This window comes from Myroides sp. LJL119, from assembly GCF_054871605.1.
This window is the reverse complement of sequence record NZ_JBTXLO010000001.1, coordinates 287,158-305,068: the sequence shown is the minus strand read 5'-3', so window position 1 is coordinate 305,068 and position 17,911 is coordinate 287,158. Positions and strand designations below refer to the sequence as shown.

The 17,911-nt window shown below is 32.1% G+C and carries 20 protein-coding genes, 1 pseudogene and 1 riboswitch; of the genes and pseudogenes, 8 read left to right on the top strand and 13 right to left on the bottom strand.

The window, feature by feature from the left end; all coding sequences use genetic code 11:
- The 6 genes and pseudogenes from ACYSNV_RS01375 to ACYSNV_RS01350 all read right to left on the bottom strand — a co-directional run bounded on the left by ACYSNV_RS01375 (window position 1) and on the right by ACYSNV_RS01350 (window position 6,470).
- Window positions 1-1,146 (bottom strand): YncE family protein, encoded by a 1,146-nt coding sequence (locus tag ACYSNV_RS01375; RefSeq protein ID WP_461760769.1) that lies wholly within the window; start codon window positions 1,144-1,146, stop codon window positions 1-3.
- Window positions 1,143-3,215, bottom strand: a complete 2,073-nt coding sequence (locus ACYSNV_RS01370) for a TonB-dependent receptor (protein WP_461760768.1) — start codon at window positions 3,213-3,215, stop codon at window positions 1,143-1,145. Before ACYSNV_RS01370 ends, ACYSNV_RS01375 begins: the two co-directional genes overlap by 4 nt.
- Before the next feature lie 104 nt (window positions 3,216-3,319).
- Window positions 3,320-3,488: riboswitch (cobalamin riboswitch) on the bottom strand.
- Window positions 3,489-3,595: 107 nt separating this feature from the next.
- Complete coding sequence (locus ACYSNV_RS01365; protein ID WP_461760767.1) at window positions 3,596-3,742, bottom strand: helix-turn-helix domain-containing protein; 147 nt, start codon at window positions 3,740-3,742, stop codon at window positions 3,596-3,598.
- 44 nt (window positions 3,743-3,786) lie between these two features.
- Window positions 3,787-5,103, bottom strand: a pseudogene (locus tag ACYSNV_RS01360) (IS3 family transposase).
- A gap of 265 nt (window positions 5,104-5,368) precedes the next feature.
- A complete protein-coding gene (locus ACYSNV_RS01355; RefSeq protein WP_461760766.1) occupies window positions 5,369-6,169 on the bottom strand; it encodes a GLPGLI family protein in 801 nt (266 codons plus the stop codon).
- Window positions 6,170-6,335: 166 nt separating this feature from the next.
- Window positions 6,336-6,470: a hypothetical protein gene (locus ACYSNV_RS01350; protein WP_461760765.1), complete on the bottom strand. Its 135-nt coding sequence runs from the start codon at window positions 6,468-6,470 to the stop codon at window positions 6,336-6,338.
- A 259-nt stretch (window positions 6,471-6,729) separates the two neighbouring features.
- Between ACYSNV_RS01350 and ACYSNV_RS01345 the strand changes: the two genes are divergently transcribed.
- Window positions 6,730-7,206 carry a co-chaperone GroES gene (locus ACYSNV_RS01345; protein WP_461760764.1) on the top strand — a complete coding sequence of 159 codons (477 nt, stop codon included), beginning with the start codon at window positions 6,730-6,732 and terminating at the stop codon, window positions 7,204-7,206.
- Between the two features lie 89 nt (window positions 7,207-7,295).
- Here the strand turns inward: ACYSNV_RS01345 and ACYSNV_RS01340 are convergent, their stop codons facing one another.
- From ACYSNV_RS01340 to ACYSNV_RS01330, 3 genes are all read right to left on the bottom strand, one after another.
- Window positions 7,296-7,550, bottom strand: a complete 255-nt coding sequence (locus ACYSNV_RS01340; RefSeq protein ID WP_461760763.1) for a hypothetical protein — start codon at window positions 7,548-7,550, stop codon at window positions 7,296-7,298.
- 136 nt (window positions 7,551-7,686) lie between these two features.
- On the bottom strand, window positions 7,687-8,211 hold the full coding sequence (locus tag ACYSNV_RS01335; protein ID WP_461760762.1) for a site-specific integrase: 525 nt from the start codon (window positions 8,209-8,211) through the stop codon (window positions 7,687-7,689).
- Window positions 8,201-8,650, bottom strand: coding sequence for a MepB family protein (locus ACYSNV_RS01330; protein WP_461760761.1), 450 nt, complete (start codon window positions 8,648-8,650; stop codon window positions 8,201-8,203). Before ACYSNV_RS01330 ends, ACYSNV_RS01335 begins: the two co-directional genes overlap by 11 nt.
- Before the next feature lie 64 nt (window positions 8,651-8,714).
- Here ACYSNV_RS01330 and ACYSNV_RS01325 point away from each other — a divergent pair, with 64 nt between their 5' ends.
- The gene (locus ACYSNV_RS01325) at window positions 8,715-9,587 is read left to right on the top strand and encodes a DMT family transporter (RefSeq protein WP_461760760.1); all 873 of its coding nucleotides are present in this window, start codon (window positions 8,715-8,717) and stop codon (window positions 9,585-9,587) included.
- Here ACYSNV_RS01325 and ACYSNV_RS01320 read toward each other — a convergent pair.
- Window positions 9,584-10,081: a DUF456 domain-containing protein gene (locus tag ACYSNV_RS01320; protein ID WP_461760759.1), complete on the bottom strand. Its 498-nt coding sequence runs from the start codon at window positions 10,079-10,081 to the stop codon at window positions 9,584-9,586. The two genes, ACYSNV_RS01325 and ACYSNV_RS01320, sit on opposite strands and share 4 nt — an antisense overlap.
- Window positions 10,082-10,139: 58 nt before the next feature.
- Here ACYSNV_RS01320 and ACYSNV_RS01315 point away from each other — a divergent pair, with 58 nt between their 5' ends.
- On the top strand, window positions 10,140-10,619 hold the full coding sequence (locus ACYSNV_RS01315) for a hypothetical protein (RefSeq protein ID WP_461760758.1): 480 nt from the start codon (window positions 10,140-10,142) through the stop codon (window positions 10,617-10,619).
- On the opposite strand, the gene ACYSNV_RS01310 is transcribed toward ACYSNV_RS01315, so the two are convergent.
- Window positions 10,620-11,570: a hypothetical protein gene (locus tag ACYSNV_RS01310; protein ID WP_461760757.1), complete on the bottom strand. Its 951-nt coding sequence runs from the start codon at window positions 11,568-11,570 to the stop codon at window positions 10,620-10,622.
- Window positions 11,571-11,630: 60 nt separating this feature from the next.
- Here ACYSNV_RS01310 and ruvC point away from each other — a divergent pair, with 60 nt between their 5' ends.
- The 4 genes from ruvC to ACYSNV_RS01290 are packed head-to-tail and all read left to right on the top strand — an operon-like array spanning window position 11,631 to window position 14,468.
- Complete coding sequence (gene ruvC / locus ACYSNV_RS01305; protein ID WP_461760756.1) at window positions 11,631-12,185, top strand: crossover junction endodeoxyribonuclease RuvC; 555 nt, start codon at window positions 11,631-11,633, stop codon at window positions 12,183-12,185.
- Window positions 12,185-13,312, top strand: a complete 1,128-nt coding sequence (gene hemW, locus ACYSNV_RS01300) for a radical SAM family heme chaperone HemW (RefSeq protein WP_461760755.1) — start codon at window positions 12,185-12,187, stop codon at window positions 13,310-13,312. Before ruvC ends, hemW begins: the two co-directional genes overlap by 1 nt.
- A gap of 11 nt (window positions 13,313-13,323) precedes the next feature.
- Entirely contained in the window at window positions 13,324-14,097 is a 774-nt protein-coding gene (locus ACYSNV_RS01295; RefSeq protein WP_461760754.1) for a cyclase family protein, read from the top strand.
- The gene (locus tag ACYSNV_RS01290; protein WP_461760753.1) at window positions 14,097-14,468 is read left to right on the top strand and encodes an MmcQ/YjbR family DNA-binding protein; all 372 of its coding nucleotides are present in this window, start codon (window positions 14,097-14,099) and stop codon (window positions 14,466-14,468) included. Before ACYSNV_RS01295 ends, ACYSNV_RS01290 begins: the two co-directional genes overlap by 1 nt.
- A gap of 52 nt (window positions 14,469-14,520) precedes the next feature.
- Here the strand turns inward: ACYSNV_RS01290 and ACYSNV_RS01285 are convergent, their stop codons facing one another.
- Entirely contained in the window at window positions 14,521-15,102 is a 582-nt protein-coding gene (locus ACYSNV_RS01285) for a MiaE family protein (protein WP_461760752.1), read from the bottom strand.
- A gap of 88 nt (window positions 15,103-15,190) precedes the next feature.
- Here ACYSNV_RS01285 and ACYSNV_RS01280 point away from each other — a divergent pair, with 88 nt between their 5' ends.
- Entirely contained in the window at window positions 15,191-16,444 is a 1,254-nt protein-coding gene (locus tag ACYSNV_RS01280) for a glycosyltransferase (RefSeq protein WP_461760751.1), read from the top strand.
- Between the two features lie 67 nt (window positions 16,445-16,511).
- Here ACYSNV_RS01280 and ACYSNV_RS01275 read toward each other — a convergent pair whose 3' ends face one another.
- Window positions 16,512-17,903: a dipeptidase gene (locus ACYSNV_RS01275; RefSeq protein WP_461760750.1), complete on the bottom strand. Its 1,392-nt coding sequence runs from the start codon at window positions 17,901-17,903 to the stop codon at window positions 16,512-16,514.
- Between the last annotated feature and the right edge of the window lie 8 nt (window positions 17,904-17,911).

The window sequence follows — 17,911 nt, the reverse complement described above, 5'->3', positions numbered from 1 at the left end:
TTATCGTTTTTTTATTGGTATAAAAGCTACATGTGCAGGTATATTTCCAGCTGTGGTACGCCATTTTAATTTTCCTTGAGCGTTATAACAAAGCACGTAACCAGTTCCTACATAGTCTTGGGCATCAGTGATAATGATATCTTTATTTTCGGGATTTATAGCTAGTCCATATGGAATTAAAATATTTTTTTCACTACCATCTGTGATAATACTGGTTTGTAAAACTTGTTTTGTATTGGTATCTAATATTCCATAGGTTGGTTTGCCTTGGCCTGTTTGATAGTTAAAAGGTGTTGCATAATAGTATAGTTTGTTCTCAAAGTAAACCATATTGCTAACTGGAATATTCAAGGTTTGTTTTAATTTATCTTCTTTTGTATCTACCACGTGTAAATTTGGTTGTAGATTATAATAATCGCCTCTTGAATTCACATAAATATCACCGTTATTATCTATTTGCATTCGATGCAAGTTAGGTGCAACTTCAATTTTTTTAATTTCAGTGAAACTATCTAAATCTATTACCGATATAGTAGTATCATAATTAGGTACACGATACCCCCCTGAATTGGCTACATATAATTTGTTTTTGTGTACAACCATTTGTTCGGGTTGATAACCAACTTCTACTCTTCTGGTAATGGTTAAAAAAAGCGTATCTATCTCTGCTACAAAACCTTTTTCAGCGTTAGGGTTAATCTCTACCTTACCAGAATAAGAACTTACATAAGCTTTTCCGTTATTAAAACTTAAATACCTACAATTCGGTACGTGTATTTGAGCAATATGTTTACCTGTTGGGACATCGAAAACCTCTATGAAATTCGAAACATTGATCGTTGCATAGGCCTTGCTACCATATATTTGGATATCGTTTCCAACATCACCCAATTCATTGGTTATAGATGGATTTCGTTCAGAGAAAATATCAGTTGTGTATTTTCCACTATGGTATTCAAACATATCTATTGAGGCTCTATTCATACCCATATTACCTTCATTTAAAAGATAAAATCCACTATAGAGTTCTGTTTCTTCAGGAGGGGTGACTCCTTGAGAATCAGAAAGAAAAATGGTCTGTTCTTCACGACAGGAATTTACAGTAACACTTAGTATTACTAAAAGTGCAAGTATTAATTTTTTCATAGATCAAATTTTATTGTAAAACGAAAGTTTCTACCTGGCATTGGAAAATTAGAAACTACCTCATAATATTGATTAGCTAAGTTATTAGCCTCTATAGAAACTCTAAAATTATATCCTTGATAAGTAAAGCTTCTTTGCAAAGAGACATCATGTGTGTACCAAGGTTGTACCAGGTTTTTCGAAATATTATTTTTATTGGCGTTATAACGATCGCCAACATAGATAAAGCTGTAGTTAATAAAATATTGTTTATAGTTTAAGCTAGCGGTTAATGAGCCAGAATTCCAAGGGGTATATGGTATTTGATCTCCATAGGAAGAGGTTTTTCCGGCCAAGGTAATACTCTTATCTTTAGCTACTGTATATTGGTAGTTTAGATGTAAATCCAATTGTAGATCTTTAGCTAACTCCAAGGTAGTTTCAAAGGAAGTTTCTAAGCCATAACTTTCAACTTTTCCCAAGTTAGTCATCATCCATCGCATCATGCTAGAGGTCGGGGTAGCAATAATTTTATCTGTAATATCTGCATAATAACTTTGTAGAGAAACACGAAAGTTTTTGAATAACATATTTTTCAGATCTTTTTCATAGGAGACCCCTAGGTTAATTTGTCTGGAGAATTCAGGTTTTAAATCTGCAGTACCAATTTGCGTATAATAAAGGTCATTAAAAGTAGGTAAGCGAAATATATATTTATAAAAAGCGTAGATATTTAACTTTTGACTTTGCAAAGGGGTATAATTTAAGAAGATTGAAGGAGCCCAAATATTTCGATTAGGAGCTCTGTAATTATACTTTACTTTTTCATGTGTGAAGGTTCCCAGTACATTGGCTTGCGCTTTAAGTTTGCCAAGATCTAAGGAAGTCGCAAAGGATGTTAAAAATGTTAGTCTTTCGGGATAGGTAAATAAACCTCCTTGACCTTTTCGTGTTGCATTTAATTTATTGTATTGCACGTCAGTGGCTACGGAGAATTCCCAAATAGGAGATAGCTTTATCAAATGTGCAGCCGAAAGGTAGTAATCTTGTTGGTAAAAAGTATTGTCAAATTGTGGATTATAAGTAACCTCATCTCCTTCAAAGTCAACTGTTTTTCTAGATCTGTAATTAGTTAAATCGTAAGCATATTTTCCTTTAATTTTAAAAGAATACATATCATTTACAAAATGAGTCCATTGTCCTTGGACCATAACATTTTGGTCTTTTTGATTCTCATCTATGTTCTCCGTTGCAATGGTATGATCACTTTTTTTAATTACTGCTCCTGGAAGGCCTCGTTGAGATTGGTAATAGTAAAGATTGGCTTGCCAGGAATTATTCTGTGTGTTTCCATACCAGCCATTTTCAATACGATATGCTGTTATGGCACTATTTAAGCGCGTCCCTGTTGTATCATAAGCTACGCTTCCATCTACATTTAATCTTTTTTGTCTAAATTTATACCTCCCATTGGAATGGATGTATTCGGCATTAACGGTGGTGGTTATATGTTCGTTAATTTTATAGTCAGCAGCTATAGATGGATTTACAAGTTGTATACTTCCCGCCTTGTAGGAAGCTCTTAAATTAAATTTTTTATCAGATTTAAAAACAGGTTTTTTTGTTTGTAGATAAACCACCGAAGCAGATGCATATTCTTTGGCAGATTGGAAAATAGCACTTCTTTGACCATTATAGAGTTGAACTTGTTCAATATTGTCCAAGGAAAATTTGCCTAAGTCTACTATACCATTTTGAGCGTTTCCAACTTGTAAACCGTTGTAAAAAACCCCTACATGGTGTGTACCCATGTTGCGAACATCGATTGTTTTTAAACCTCCCATCCCTCCATAGTCTTTGATTTGAGCCCCCGAGAAGTAACGTAATGCATCGGCAAGATTTAGACTATTTAATTTATCTAACTCCTCGGCTTTTAAAGTCTGTACGGGAATCAAATCCTTAAATGGATCTTTTGATATAACTATCTCATTTAAAGTAGTAATAGAATCTTGTGCTGTTTGTGCAATTGTGATATTTAAATAAAATATCGCAATAACAATGTAGAGAAATTTTGTACTTGTAGTTTTCATTTTTTTGGCTGTGCTATTCAAATGAAATTCGGAGATATACGCAACAAGCCATCTACATTTTTTTGTAGCAAGTAGAGCGCTTTTTGTTTTATACCCGAAAACATCAAACGAATTTATTTATGGCCGGTATTCTGACTTGCTTCTCAAAAACACATCCTTCCCATTTTTTAATCAAACAGTGGATAATTTGCGTGTTTTTGATATAAAAGCTTACAGCAGCGGGTCTGTCAAGGATTCTCACCTTGTTCCAAAGCCATTCATATTTTATTTAAAATCAAGCACTTATATAAGTGTGTTTATTTGTTTGTACTGTAATTGTACGAATGTTTTTATCTTTAATTATAATCAAAGATATGTAAATAATAATAAATACTTAAGTGTTATTTCTTTTTTATTTCGAAATCACAACGTAATGCTTTCATGAAGATTTCTAAAGTATCAAGAGATAGAGATCTTTTACCATTCTCATATAGGCTTATTTGCCCCTTTTTAGCTGGATCATTGTATATTAAAATGTATGTCTTCAAACTAATTTGGACACTTTCTTGTAGAAAATAAGACAGTGTTTGATTTATAAAATTAGTATTTTTTCTTGATTATACAATTGCCTTCTTTTGGCAATTGTTGTTTGCTTAATAATAGCTGTTTGTTTGAGTATTTTATCGGATCTTCCAAAATACACATCAGCTGGTGTTAGGTTGTTTAAAGCTTCGTGATATCTGTTATTATTGTAATTTTCAACAAATTCATTTAAAGCTTGAATTAATTCTTCTGGATGATAAAAATGATTTAGTTTAACCACGTTTTTCATTGTTCTGTGATAGCGTTCAATTTTACCTTGAGTCTGTGGATGCATTGGTTTACCATATACTTGCTTCATTTTTAGATGATCTTTTAAATACGTTTTTAGTTCTTTTAAAAACATAACAAGGACCATTATCCGATAGTAATTTTGGCTTCTTTTTTGTTTTTATTCGAGCCTTTTTAATAGCTAAATCAATCGTTCTTTTTACATCTTCAGTCTTGATCGAACTACATAATTCCCAGTGAATGATGTACCTTGCTGTAATCATCTAGAACCGTGCTTAAATAATACCAACCCCATCCAATAATTTTGAAATAAGTAAAATCAGTTTACCACATTTGATGTACAAATTGTGTTTTGTCTTTAAACTCGTTGGATGCAGCAAGTAAGATGTGATTTGGGGCAGCAATCAATCCGCGTTGCTTTAAGATGCGATAAACACTAGATTCTGATAAATAAATTCCTTGTTCATCAGTGATTTTAAAAGCCAATTCTCTAGAGGATAACTCAGGATATTTTTAAAGCTAATTCAACCACAAGATCTTTTTGAGAATCTGGAATACTGTTTCATTGTCGGTTAGAGATTCGCTGTTTAGGCTTTAATCCTTCTAATCCATTTTCAAGATAACTTTGATACCATTTGTAAAACGTACTACGAGCAATTCCATACTCTTGCAAGGTTCGTTTTACACCTAACTCACTGCGTGTAACTTGCCGAATTATCTCGTATTTCTCACTTGCAGTTAATCTCATATAGCGTTTGAATTGATCTTTTAATCTAACATATCCAAACTTTTTTTTACAATGTCGTAGCGTAAAACCAAATCAACAAACCTCTCTTTTAATCGAGCATTTTCCTTCTTTAGTTCCGTTACCTCACCACTGATAGCTTCACCGTGTTACATCGCCAGATAATCGCTTTTTAGCTGCTTCTAGAAACTCTTTATTCCACTTGTAAAATTGAGATTGGTTAATGCTGTATTTTCTACACAACTTAGCAATGGAAATCTCTGCTCGTAAGGCTTCCATAACCATTAAAATCTTTTGTTCTGCAGTGAAAATCCGACGTGTATTATTGCGAATGTCTTTTACAAATGATTCTGCGGTTTTTTCTTAGATGTTCCCATAATTTAAAGTTACATTTTTTTAGGAAACACTATCTTAATTTTTAGTCCTTAAATGTCCACTTTTTGCTGAAGATTTACACTTGATAATTATAATAACTATTTTTATTATACAAAGTATTTATAGTTTTATAAAAAATAGGGATAGACTTTATTAGTGTCTATTCCTATTTTTTCAGCTTGAATAATTTTTAAAAAATGGTCATAAGATTTTACTTAACTAATTAAAGTCTTTCGATGGTATTTCTTGCGTCTCCTTGTTTTATATTAAAAATAACTCTCTCTTGCTCTCCTAGCGTATGTCCTTTTTCCTCTAGTGCTTGAATGTAAGTTTTATTGTCACTGATTCTTATAGCTTTCATAATATCTTTTTTATCAGTTTCAACATACTCATTTTCTGCTATTACACTTAAGTCGATTTCTGCTTTTTTACTAGATAAAAGCTCAAATATAAAATGGTCCTCCGAGTCCCAAGCTTTCACTACTAATCCTGGTAGGTTGTTAAACTTATAAGGACCTGATTTTACAGGAATATCCTGAGTAAATAGTACTGTCCAATCTCTTCCAGCGTAAGTAGTAGTAGCTTTTTGTACGGTATAGTTATGCCAAAGAGATATTTCAGAGTCAATATCCCATTTAATCTCATCTAATGGCTCAACGGTCATATACTTAAAATCATTGTCTAGGATATCTAAATGTTTATTAGTGTTGTTCCTGGAAATAATCATCCACTTAAACACGGGTCTAATTGACATCATTAAACCGACGTTTTGTTCTTTTGTGAGTTCTGGTTTTGGATATAGAAGTATTTTATTTCTGGCGTATTTATTTTGATCATAACATATACTTGTATCACCAATGATATCAAGAATGCATGTTGTTTGACGAATCGTTTTAGGATTATTTTTAGATGTTCTGGCAGTTAATTCGTATTCGTATCTAATAGTTTGCTTTATGTCTTCAGGGTTTTGTGCAAAGGACCAAAAAGAAATAAAAAATACGTATATAAATATAAATTTTTTCATTCTAGTTAAATTTTAACTCTCGATCTCAATATTGAGATCGAGAGTTCTTTAAATAAAGTTTTTAGATTAAATTCTTTTTCACCTTAATGGTATAAATACCTCATAACATATTTATTTTTAAGTTACTTCATTTACCTGTAGCACCATTTTACAGTAAAAAGATAGCTCATTTAGAATACGATGAGTCAGTACATAATGCCTCCAGGTCTGCTTTATCTTCGGCTATTTGATCAGTATCATCGGTATCTGGACAGTATTGAGTTCCATAGCAAGATAGCTGTATTTGAAAACAACCATCCATGTCATCTTCTTCAAGAATTACTGCTTCATTAATTAATAATTTGTTAATTTCTAACGACCTGTCTTCTTCATTATTCGCGTTTACGAATGTAAATGAAAAAATTGCTAATAATAATAAATTTTTATAAAAAATATGGTTTAAAATGTCAAATAAAGCTAGTTAATTAATATCAAATTAACAATACTATAGTTGGTAATTAACACTTTTAAATAATGTTAATTATATAAAACAGGTTATTTATATAGATATAAACTTACATTTGTGTAAAGGTGTTTTATATATGATTTCTTACTATGACTTTATAGTATTTACAGATGTAGTCTTTAATGATACTATCGAAAATGATACTATCGAATTACAAGGTGGAGCAAAGTTATTTCTCGATGCAAGGTTTTCTGAGAAGAGATTAGCTCAAAGAGAAGTAATTATTAGGTCAGTTCCTTTAAACTACGAAGGTGAAGATATTTCTTCTTACCAAGCCATTATTGACCCAACTATTTATTTTAGGAATATGTACCATCATGGGAAGGGTGATAATAATGAAGTACCAGGAATGAAAGGATGTTTTAAAGTTCCTGCAAGTATGATTGTTGCTATTAGAAAAGATGAAAGTGAACCATGGATTGGATTTGTTGACAATTTCATAGGTGAGAAAGTAATGGATTCTAATGAAGAAGTTAAGCAAGGATTGATCATCACAGAAATAGCAAAGCCAAAAGAGTTGAAAGTGTATTAGCTTGAAGAATAATGTAAGTAAGAAAACTATTTCTCTTTTGATTCTGGATTACGGACATAACTAAGGAAAGAGCTCATTTGAGCTCTTTTTTACTTTTTGTCAAGTTCTTCTAATTTCTTTAGAATTTTTATTTGTGTCTTGGATATGATATCTAGTCTTGCGGATATTTGCTGTAAGGTAATATCTCCTTCAATATCTAACATGTTTTGTTGAAGCTGTTGTATACTTGGACCATTGAGTACTGGGAGTTTTCCATCAACTAAAAAAAGATAGTTAATAGCTGGCTGATGTTCTATTGCGTTTTTAGCAAAAGCAGCTGTAATTGACTTAGTTTTTCCATACATTATAGAACTAAGTACACTATTGTTATTTGTTATTGTAACCTAAAAGGGGTCATAATCCATTAATAGTAACGCCAAGAGCATCAGCTATCATTTGTATTCTATCCTTAGGGCTTTCTACTATATTTTGTTCCATATTTTAATTGTTATTCTCAAGGTTTGACATTTCTCTTTCCCAGTATTCAGCTAAGATATTAGCGCTCTCAATATTTGTTTGTTTATTATATTCTAGCACTTGTTTTTCAGTAGCCCAACCGCATACATCCATTATAACTTTGTTAGGTACTTTTCCAAAATGGTTGGTAGCAAATGATCTTCTGCATATATGCGAAGATACAAGTTCGTATTTCTTATATTCTTTATTCTCTTTTCTACGTGTCGTGTTTCCTTGTTCGTCTTTTGTGAGCTTTACTTTTCCGCCTACTATTTTATTGTCCATGCCTGCAAGCTGGCATATAGTTTTAATACCATCATTAAATGTTTCGTTTTTAACTTTTTTAGGAAGCCCATTTCTTTTTGAAATTATTTTTTTCACCATAGGGTGTAACGGAATTGCTACATCTGTTTTAGTCTTTTTCGTAGTAGTCCTAATATATAAACAAATTGCTTGATGAGTAAGAATATAGCCAATTAACATTAATAAATGCTTTGTTTTATTCTTCAAAGAAGAATTGACTATGATCCAATTGTGTTTTTTTGGCTTGATTATTTAAATTTATACACCAACTAGGATATAATCTGATGCCCATTTTACCCTTATTAGATTTATTTTGAATTATACATAAGTTTGATAAGTCTTGTTTTGTAAAAACAAAATATCCCAAATTATTATCTTGATGACATCTAATTACAAGTAAATCAAAATTATCTTGTTCATGAAAAGGGGTGTTCTTTAATGAAGAATCTTTTTTCCATATAGCTACAAATAAACCAGCTTTGGTTGGGGTTAGTTTTGCGTTTCTAAATATTACCCTTAGATTTTGTAATTCAAAACAACAAGCATTATAATCATTTTTATAAATGCTATTTTTTAAATTAGTTATTATTGTATCTTTATTTAAGCCTCGATTTTTAATCAAGAAATCGGTGGTAGAATTAATCATTTTCTCTTTTTTTTTTTGACAAAGGAATTGTTTCTTTGCTGCGAATTTTCAAAAGTAGTATCTCATGTGGAATAAACCAAGAATTGCCCTTTTTATAGGGATATTATGTATTTCTATTTTTCCTGTTTTAGTAAAGTTAAATCTTACCTCAAGTTTGATAAGTGCTTTTTATAGAATGTTTATTGCGACCCTTGTAGTTATTCCTGTGGCACTGTTGACCAGATCATTGCGTTTATATGATATTAAAACAATGGGGTTAATTGTTTTAAGTGGGATTTTCTTTGGTTCAGATTTAGCAGTTTGGAATTATGCTATAGTTGGTTCCACTGCAACCCAAGCTACTTTGCTTACTAATCTAGCACCTGTTTGGGTAGGAATAGGAAGTTATTTTTTCTTAGAAAATAAACCCACTGTGAATTTTTGGATTGGTACTGTGTTTGCCCTAATAGGCATGGTGATTTTAGTTGGAGTACAGGTTTTTTTGGACTTATCTTTTGACCTTCCTTTTTTATTGGGAATCTTATCGGGAATCCTTTATGCTTGTTATATTTTAATTAGTAAAAAGGTGTTAAATAAAGTGGGAGTACTGCCATTTATGAGTTATAGTTTATTGGCTGCGTCTGTTTATTTAGGCTTTCTAAATATAGTTAATGGTTCTGCCTTTACAGGATTTTCAAAAATGGGATGGATTACTTTACTTATACAAGGGTTAGTTTGTCAGTTACTTGCCTGGTTTTGCATTAGTTATGCCACCAAACACATGCGAGCAACAAGAGTATCTCTTTCTTTATTAAGTCAAGCATTAATTGCAGGGGTGCTTGCCTGGTTGTTTATCGATGAACAGGTCAATATCAATATGTTAGTCGGAGGGGTGGTTATTTTATTTGGTATAGGTATTACCTTTAGAAACAAGCCCTTGTTTGATGGAAAGAATTAAAACCAAATATTGCTGTTTTTAATTATATAGAACATGCCAACACCTAAAAAAATTAAGCTAGCAACAACTTTAATAAAAGTAGATGCTAGAAATCCTAAAAATGACCCAATAGCGGCTTTTAATGCGCGGTTTGGTTTACTCGAATCATAGATAATCTCTCCAATAAAAGCTCCAATAAAAGGACCTAAGATAAAACCAATAGGAGGAATAAAAAGACCAAGTACCAATCCAATATTTGTGCCCCATATTCCGTATTTACTACCTCCAAAATGTTTAGTTCCTTGCGCAGGTATAACATAATCAAGTATTGTTATTGCTATAGTAATTATTAGGGTAATCCATAGGATAGTTGGGCTGATTTGCATATCTTTTACAAAATAAAGACTTACAATGCCAAACCAGCTTAAAGGTAGACCTGGAAGGGCTGGTAAAATACTACCTATTATTCCTAAAAGTAGAAGAAAAATGCTAAGTAGTAATAGAAAATATTCCATCGATTATTTTTTGTATTTTTGAAGTCTAAATGTACAAATTTCTACTTTATTAATTAGTATGGATAAGTTAATACTGTTTATTTTTCTTTCTTTAACAATTGTTTCTTGTACTTCAGCACCAGATATGCTTAAGAAGCAAGAGAACTTGTTAAAAAAAGAACTGGAAAAGATAGATTGGAGCAAAGTAGATATTTATCCTAGTGTTGGTTTATGTGATAGTATTGAGAGTCAATCAGAAAAAAATCATTGTTTTTATGATTTTATACATAAAGAGTTGCAAGTTAGATTAGATCAAGATACACTTTATGGAACTTTTTTAGATCTTGATACGATTCAAATTTTAGTTAGAATAAAACCTGATGCACACATCGAGTTTAATGTATATAATATGGCGGATAGCTTAAAAATACAAAGGCAATCCATAGATAGTTTATTAAAATTAAAGCAAAGCGGATTTCCGGATGTTTATCCCGCTTTTAAGCAGGGGATTCCAGTTACCACAGAGTTTGTTATGCCAATTGTTTTAACTCGTAAATAGTTAGTTGTTATTTGGTTTTTTAAATCGGAAGGTTAAAACAAAATAAGCTCCTATACTTACTGGTAAAACAATGTTTAATAGCCAGATTAAAGTTGCAACTAAAGCAACAATCCATTGATTAACACCTAAATTACTAAAGATAAACATAGCAATACTACCTTTAACGGCAAACTCTAAAAATTGAAAATTTGGTAGAGAAGAAGATAATAAATAAATAGCTGCCACAGCCGAAAGAAGTTCAACATAGGGAAGTTCCACCCCAAGGATGTAATACAACAAAACATACTGATGAGTAAAACAAAGGTATCGCAAAAAAGCAAGAGACATGTTTTTTTGGTGTCTTTTTTTTGGAATCTTGTTTAACAGGGCAATAACCGTTTGTATAGAGTAACCTTTTACAGTGAAGTTTCTAAGACTAAAAAACACGGTAATTCCAATAAATATAATGCCAAATACAAACCATAAATATTTATTGGGTACAATAGGATGAATTTGATTTAAGAACGATAATCCGAGTAATCCAAAAAAAATGGCGTAGATAACTTGAATTCCATTACAAACCATATTTAGGAAAATCACTCTTTTGGTATCTTTCTTTGGGAAGTATAATGCCTTTCCAGCATATTCACCAATGCCATTGGGTGTGAAAATACCTAATGTAAGAGCGCTGAGAACTTGTTTTGTAGCCATAGCGATACTTACTGGACAAACAATGGAGCTTAAGTTTTGCCACTTGAGTATTTCTATAAAGCGATTGGAAAAAGTCAGTAGTAATATGGCTAGAATAGGTATGTGATTTTGTTTGCTTTTAACCAGATCTAATAGGATTGGAAAGTTTAGAGTTTTATCGTTCGATAATTGGTTATATATATAGTAAACAGCTGCACTTACTACTAATAATTTAATTAGAAGTACTAAGAATTGTTTAGTTTTGTCAGATAGTATTTTCATCTGTGCAAAGAAATGGAATATTTTAGAGCTTAAAGATATAATGAAGAAAATTTTAAGAGATTGGCAACAGAAAGAATTATTTTAGGAATTGATCCAGGGACTAATATTATGGGATTTGGTGTTATACGTGTTATTAATAATAAAATGGAGTTTATTCAACTCAACGAGTTGACTTTGCAGAAAATTTCAGATCCTTTTACTAAGTTACAGAAGATCTTTCAGCGCACCATTGAACTTATAGATACCCATAAGCCGGATGAAATAGCCATTGAAGAACCTTTTTATGGAGTGAATGTACAATCTATGTTGAAGTTGGGTCGAGCTCAAGGAGTAGCCATAGCAGCTGGATTGTCACGCAGCATACCAATAGCTACTTACGAACCCAAGAAAATAAAGATGGCCGTTACTGGTAATGGTAACGCAAGTAAGGAACAGGTTGCAAAAATGTTGCAGTATCTATTAGGAATAAAACAACTACCTAAGAATTTAGACAGCACAGATGGTTTGGCAGCTGCAGTTTGTCATTTTTTAAATAGTGATAAACCTCAGGGAAAAAAAAGTTATTCAAACTGGGATTCTTTTGTTAAACAAAATCAAGATAGGGTTAAAAAATAATGGCAGGAATTTATATACATATACCATTTTGTAAACAAGCTTGTCATTATTGTGACTTTCACTTTTCAACATCTGTTAAAAACGCGAAAGGCATGTTGCAAGCCTTGAAAAAAGAGATCACCATGCGATCTAATGAGTTAGGTAATGATAAGTTGGAAACTATTTACTTTGGAGGAGGTACCCCTAGTATCTTAGAGGTGGGTCAAATTAATGATCTAATCCAGCACGTTTATCAAACCTTTAGTGTTGGTGATCAAGTAGAAATAACCCTAGAGGCTAATCCAGATGATTTAGATTTACAAACTATAGAAAAATTAGCTAAAAGTAAGGTTAATCGCTTAAGTATTGGAATACAAAGTTTTGATCAAGCAGATTTAAAAATGATGAATCGTGCCCATAATGCGCAAGAGGCTCTATCTTGTTTAAAAAACGCGGTTCAGTATTTTGACAATATTTCAATTGATTTAATTTACGGTATTCCTAATATGAGTAACCAAAGATGGTTGGAAAACATATTAACGGTAATTAATTTGGGTATTAAGCATATATCCTGTTATGCTTTGACGGTTGAGCAGCGTACTGCTTTACATAAATTAATAGAAAAGGGAGAGATTCCTAATGTTCGGGAAGAAGAGGCCCATGAGCATTTTCAAATTTTAGTGCAAACTTTAAAACAAAATGGGTATATTCATTATGAGCTTTCTAATTTTAGTAAACCTGGTTTTTATTCAAAGAATAATTCCGGGTATTGGTTAGGTCGTAAATATATTGGAATAGGTCCTTCTGCCCATAGTTTTAATGGTGTACAAAGGAGTTGGAATATTTCCAATAACAATTTGTATATTAAGTCTATAGAAAACAATGAGTTGCCATCTGAAAAAGAATTGTTAAGTATTTCAAACCGTTACAATGAATATATAATGACTGGATTGCGAACTATTTGGGGGGTGGATTTGCTGTATATTGAAGAGAATTTTGGTGAATTATACAAAGATTATTTTTTAAAGAGTTCTGATAAATACCTTAAAAATGATATGATTGCCAATGAACAAAACAGGTTTGTTATTACCCATAAAGGTAAGTTTTTAAGCGATGGAATTGCTTCGGATTTATTCTGGATTGATTAATACTATAAATTATGAAAACAACTATAAGTTACCAAGGTGAAAATTATTGTATTGATTTAAGTAAACCATTAGATTTAAGTATTGAGTTAAAAAGCTCGCAAGATAATCCAATAGCTTGGTATTTAGATATTCCTTTAATAGAGCCTGTTAAGGTGGGTGATTGGGTAGCAAAAGTTAGTTTAGGAGGCTCTTCGACCAATTTTAATAATATTACTTTTAATCCTCATGCTCATACAACTCATACAGAATGTGTAGGGCACATAAGCAGCGAGTTTTATAGTGTTAATAAAGCTTTAACTGAATTTTTTTTTCTAGCACAGCTTATTAGCGTGACCCCTGAACTTTTATCCAATGGTGATCGAATTATTACTTTAGATCAAATCAAAAGAGAATTTCAAAACAAAGGGCAAAAAGCATTTGTTATAAGAACATTACCCAATGATAATAGAAAAAAAAGCTTTAACTATTCTCATACTAATCCCCCTTATTTAGATCCTTTGGCTGCGGATTTTTTAAAACAGCAAGGGATTGAACATCTTTTAATCGACTTACCAAGTGTTGATAAGGAAAAGGATCAAGGTAAATTAGCAGCTCACAAGGCTTTTTGGAATGTTGAGGATATTAATAACTTAGATGATAGAGTTAGGTATCACTGTACCATCACGGAATTTATTTTTGTAGAGAACACTATTTTAGACGGTTTGTACTTTTTAAATTTACAGCTAGGTGCTATTTGTAATGATGCAAGTATTAGTCGTCCGGTTTTTTTTAAAATTCAAGAGTAATGGAACTATCTTTTTTATTAGATTATTGTCAAAACAAACCAGGGGTGACCCTAGAATCTCCTTTTGATAAAAATACATTGGTATTAAAAGTTGGAGGTAAGATTTTTATGCTATTAAATCTTCTTCAGTGGGAGAATCAAATTAAGCAAGTTTCGTTAAAATGTGACCCAGATAGAGCTCAAAAGTTAAGAGATCAATACATAGGTATATATGGTGCCTATCACATGAATAAGAGACATTGGAACACTGTGGATTTATCTACAGGGCAGATTACAAGTAAATTGATTGTTGAGTTAATCGATCATTCCTATGAATTGGTTTATAAAAATCTAACAAAAAAAGTGAAGGATGTGATTACTAATGAAAAATAGCAAAGCTTATAGAAAACTTTGCTATTTGACTTATTATCTTTTCTATAAGATCTTATCCATGGATGTGTTCTTTTGTTCCATAGCTTTGAATTAATTTACCTTCAAAATCTAACCATTCTTTCCACCTTTTATCCACGTCTACTTTTTCGGTATATTTTTTGGCAAACTTTAAGAAGGTAGTGTAATGATTTGCCTCTGAAACCATTAGGTCATAATAGAACTTAGAAAGTTCTTGATCTTTAATGTTTTGCGATAATACACGAAATCTTTCACAACTCCTGGCCTCAATCATGGCTGCAAAAAGCAAGCGATCAATAAAGGCATCGTTTCTACTACCGTCTTTTTTACAGAATTTATACAATTGATTTACGTAATCATCTTTACGCTCTCTTCCAAGGGTATATCCTCTTTGCTTAATAATCTCATGAACCATTCTAAAGTGTTCCATTTCTTCAATAGCAATGTTGGTCATCTCGGTTACTAAATCAGGAAACTCTGAGTTATATGTAATTATTGTAATTGCATTGGTTGCTGCTTTTTGTTCACACCAACAATGATCTGTTAGAATTTCTTCTAAGTTAGATTCCGCAATATTTGCCCATCTTGGGTCTGTTAAAAGTTTTAATCCTAGCATATTCCTTTTCTTTGTGCAAAAATAGCAAATATTATTCTAGATAAGAAATCCCTGTTTTTTAGATGTATATAAAGCTTATTTTTGCATTATGAATACGGATTTTTTAAACAAGCGAATTGTAATTATAGCACAAGTTTGGCCTGAGAGTGCTTCTTCTGCTGCTGGAAGAAGAATGCTCCAATTATTAGAAGTGTTTCAAATGTTGAATATGCAGATATTTATTGGAAGTACTGCTAATAAGACGGCTTTTAGTGATGATTTGTCCACTTATGGCGTGGTTGAATTTAAGTTATGGTTAAATGATTTGCGAAGTGATCAAATTTTAAAAGATTTAGATCCTGATATTGTCTTGTTTGACCGATTTATGATAGAGGAGCAGTTCTCTTGGCGAGTTTTCCAACAATGTCCAAATGCAATGACAATTTTAGATACAGAAGATTTGCATTTTTTGAGATCTGCAAGGCAAAAAATGTATAGTCAAGCAGAAAAGGATTTAAATAAATTTATTTACAGTGATAAGGCAAAAAGAGAATTAGCCAGTATAATGCGCTGTGATTTAACTTTGTTGATAAGCGATTTTGAGTTTGAATTATTGACCAATGTATTTCAAGTTGCTTCGGATTTACTTTTAGTATTGCCTTTCTTAGAGCAAGTACCTAGTAAAGAGATTCAAAGTAAATGGCCAAGCTTTCAACAAAGAGAAGGATTTGTTTTTATAGGTAACTTTATTCACGAGCCTAATTGGCAGACTGTATTGTATTTAAAGAAGGTTATATGGCCCAAATTAAGTAAACAATTACCAGGAGTTAATTTACATATTTATGGTGCTTATGCCACACAAAAAGTCTTAGATCTTCATAATAAGAAGCAACGGTTTTTAGTTCATGGTAGAGCAGATAACGCACAAGCAGTAATTTCTCAGACCAGGGTTATGTTAGCACCAATAGTTTTTGGAGCTGGTATTAAGGGTAAATTTATAGATAGTATCCATGCAGGGACGCCCAATATTAGCTCTGAGCTTGGAGCAGAAGCAATGCATATAGATAATATTTGGCCCGGATTTATTTGTAGGGATGAAGATCAAATAATACAAAATGCCGTTTTGCTATATAATGATGAGAAGCTTTGGAAGGAAAAACAAACTTTAGGGGAAAAATTAATAAAGTTAAAGTTTAATAAACAGTTGTATTACCAGATTTTTACTAAAAAATTAGATGCCATTTTTAATGGCTTAGCAGCTCATAGGAACAGACATTTTTTACAACAAGTATTTAAACATCATAGCGCCCAAAGCACAAAATACATGGCACTTTGGATAGAGCAAAAAAATAAAACTCTTTAGTTTTTTAAAGTAATAAAAGTCGAAAGTTTTAACTTTCGACTTTTATTTTTTAAACTATTTTAGTAGTCTATTTATTAGACATTTCCGTATAATATTTGTAAAAAAGAGGAATAGTTTCGATACCTTTTAAGTAGTTAAATACGCCGAAATGCTCATTTGGAGAATGTATTGCATCGGTATCTAGACCAAAGCCCATCATAATTGATTTAGAACCAAGTACCTCTTCAAATAAAGCTACAATTGGAATACTTCCTCCTGAACGAACCGGGATAGGTTCTACACCAAATGTGTCGCTGTAGGCCTTAGCTGCTGCTTGATAACCTACAAAGTCAATTGGTGTTACATACCCTTGTCCTCCATGATGAGGAGTAACTTTTACAGTTACCGCCTTTGGTGCAATACTCTCGAAGTGTTTTTTAAATAACTCGGTAATTTCTTCCCAATCTTGATTTGGTACCAAACGCATAGATATTTTTGCAAAAGCTTTACTGGCTATTACTGTTTTAGCTCCTTCTCCTGTATATCCACCCCAAATTCCATTTACATCTAAAGTTGGACGTATAGAGTTTCTTTCATTGGTAGAATATCCTTGCTCGCCATATACATCTTGTATATTTAAAAGGTTTTTGTATTTTTCTTCAGAGAAAGGGCGTTTAGCCATTTGTTCTCTTTCATTGGTTGATAACTCTTGTACTTTATCATAAAAGCCAGGAATAGTGATTCTATTGTTATCATCATGTAATGAAGCAATCATCTTTGTTAGAACATTTATTGGATTGGCAACAGCCCCTCCATATAAACCAGAGTGTAAGTCTCTGTTAGGACCTGTAACCTCTACCTCAACATAACTTAATCCTCTAAGACCAGTTGTAATTGAGGGTTGTTCATTGGATATCATCCCTGTATCACTAATTAAAATTACATCGTTTTTTAATTTTTCCTGATTTCTTTTAATAAACCATCCTAAACTAACAGATCCAACTTCTTCTTCTCCTTCGATCATAAACTTAACATTACAAGGTAAAGTATTGTTTGCAATCATGTATTCTACAGCCTTAACATGCATGAACATTTGTCCTTTGTCATCACATGCTCCTCTAGCAAAAATAGCTCCTTGTGGATGAATTTCTGTTTTTTTAATAACTGGCTCAAATGGAGGAGAATCCCAAAGCTCGATTGGATCGGCAGGTTGTACATCATAGTGTCCATATACTAGTACAGTAGGAAGACTCGGGTCTATTATTTTTTCTCCATAAACAATTGGATAACCCGGGGTGTCACATAACTCTACGTTATCACATCCTATTTTTTCTAAACTAGCTTTTACAGCCTCTGCTGTATTGAACACATCTTGTGAATAGGCGCTATCGGCGCTAATTGATGGCATTTTTAGTAGTTCAATTAACTCGTCAATAAGACGTTGTTTGTTTTCTTGAACAAATTGTTTCGAATCTGTCATGATATATA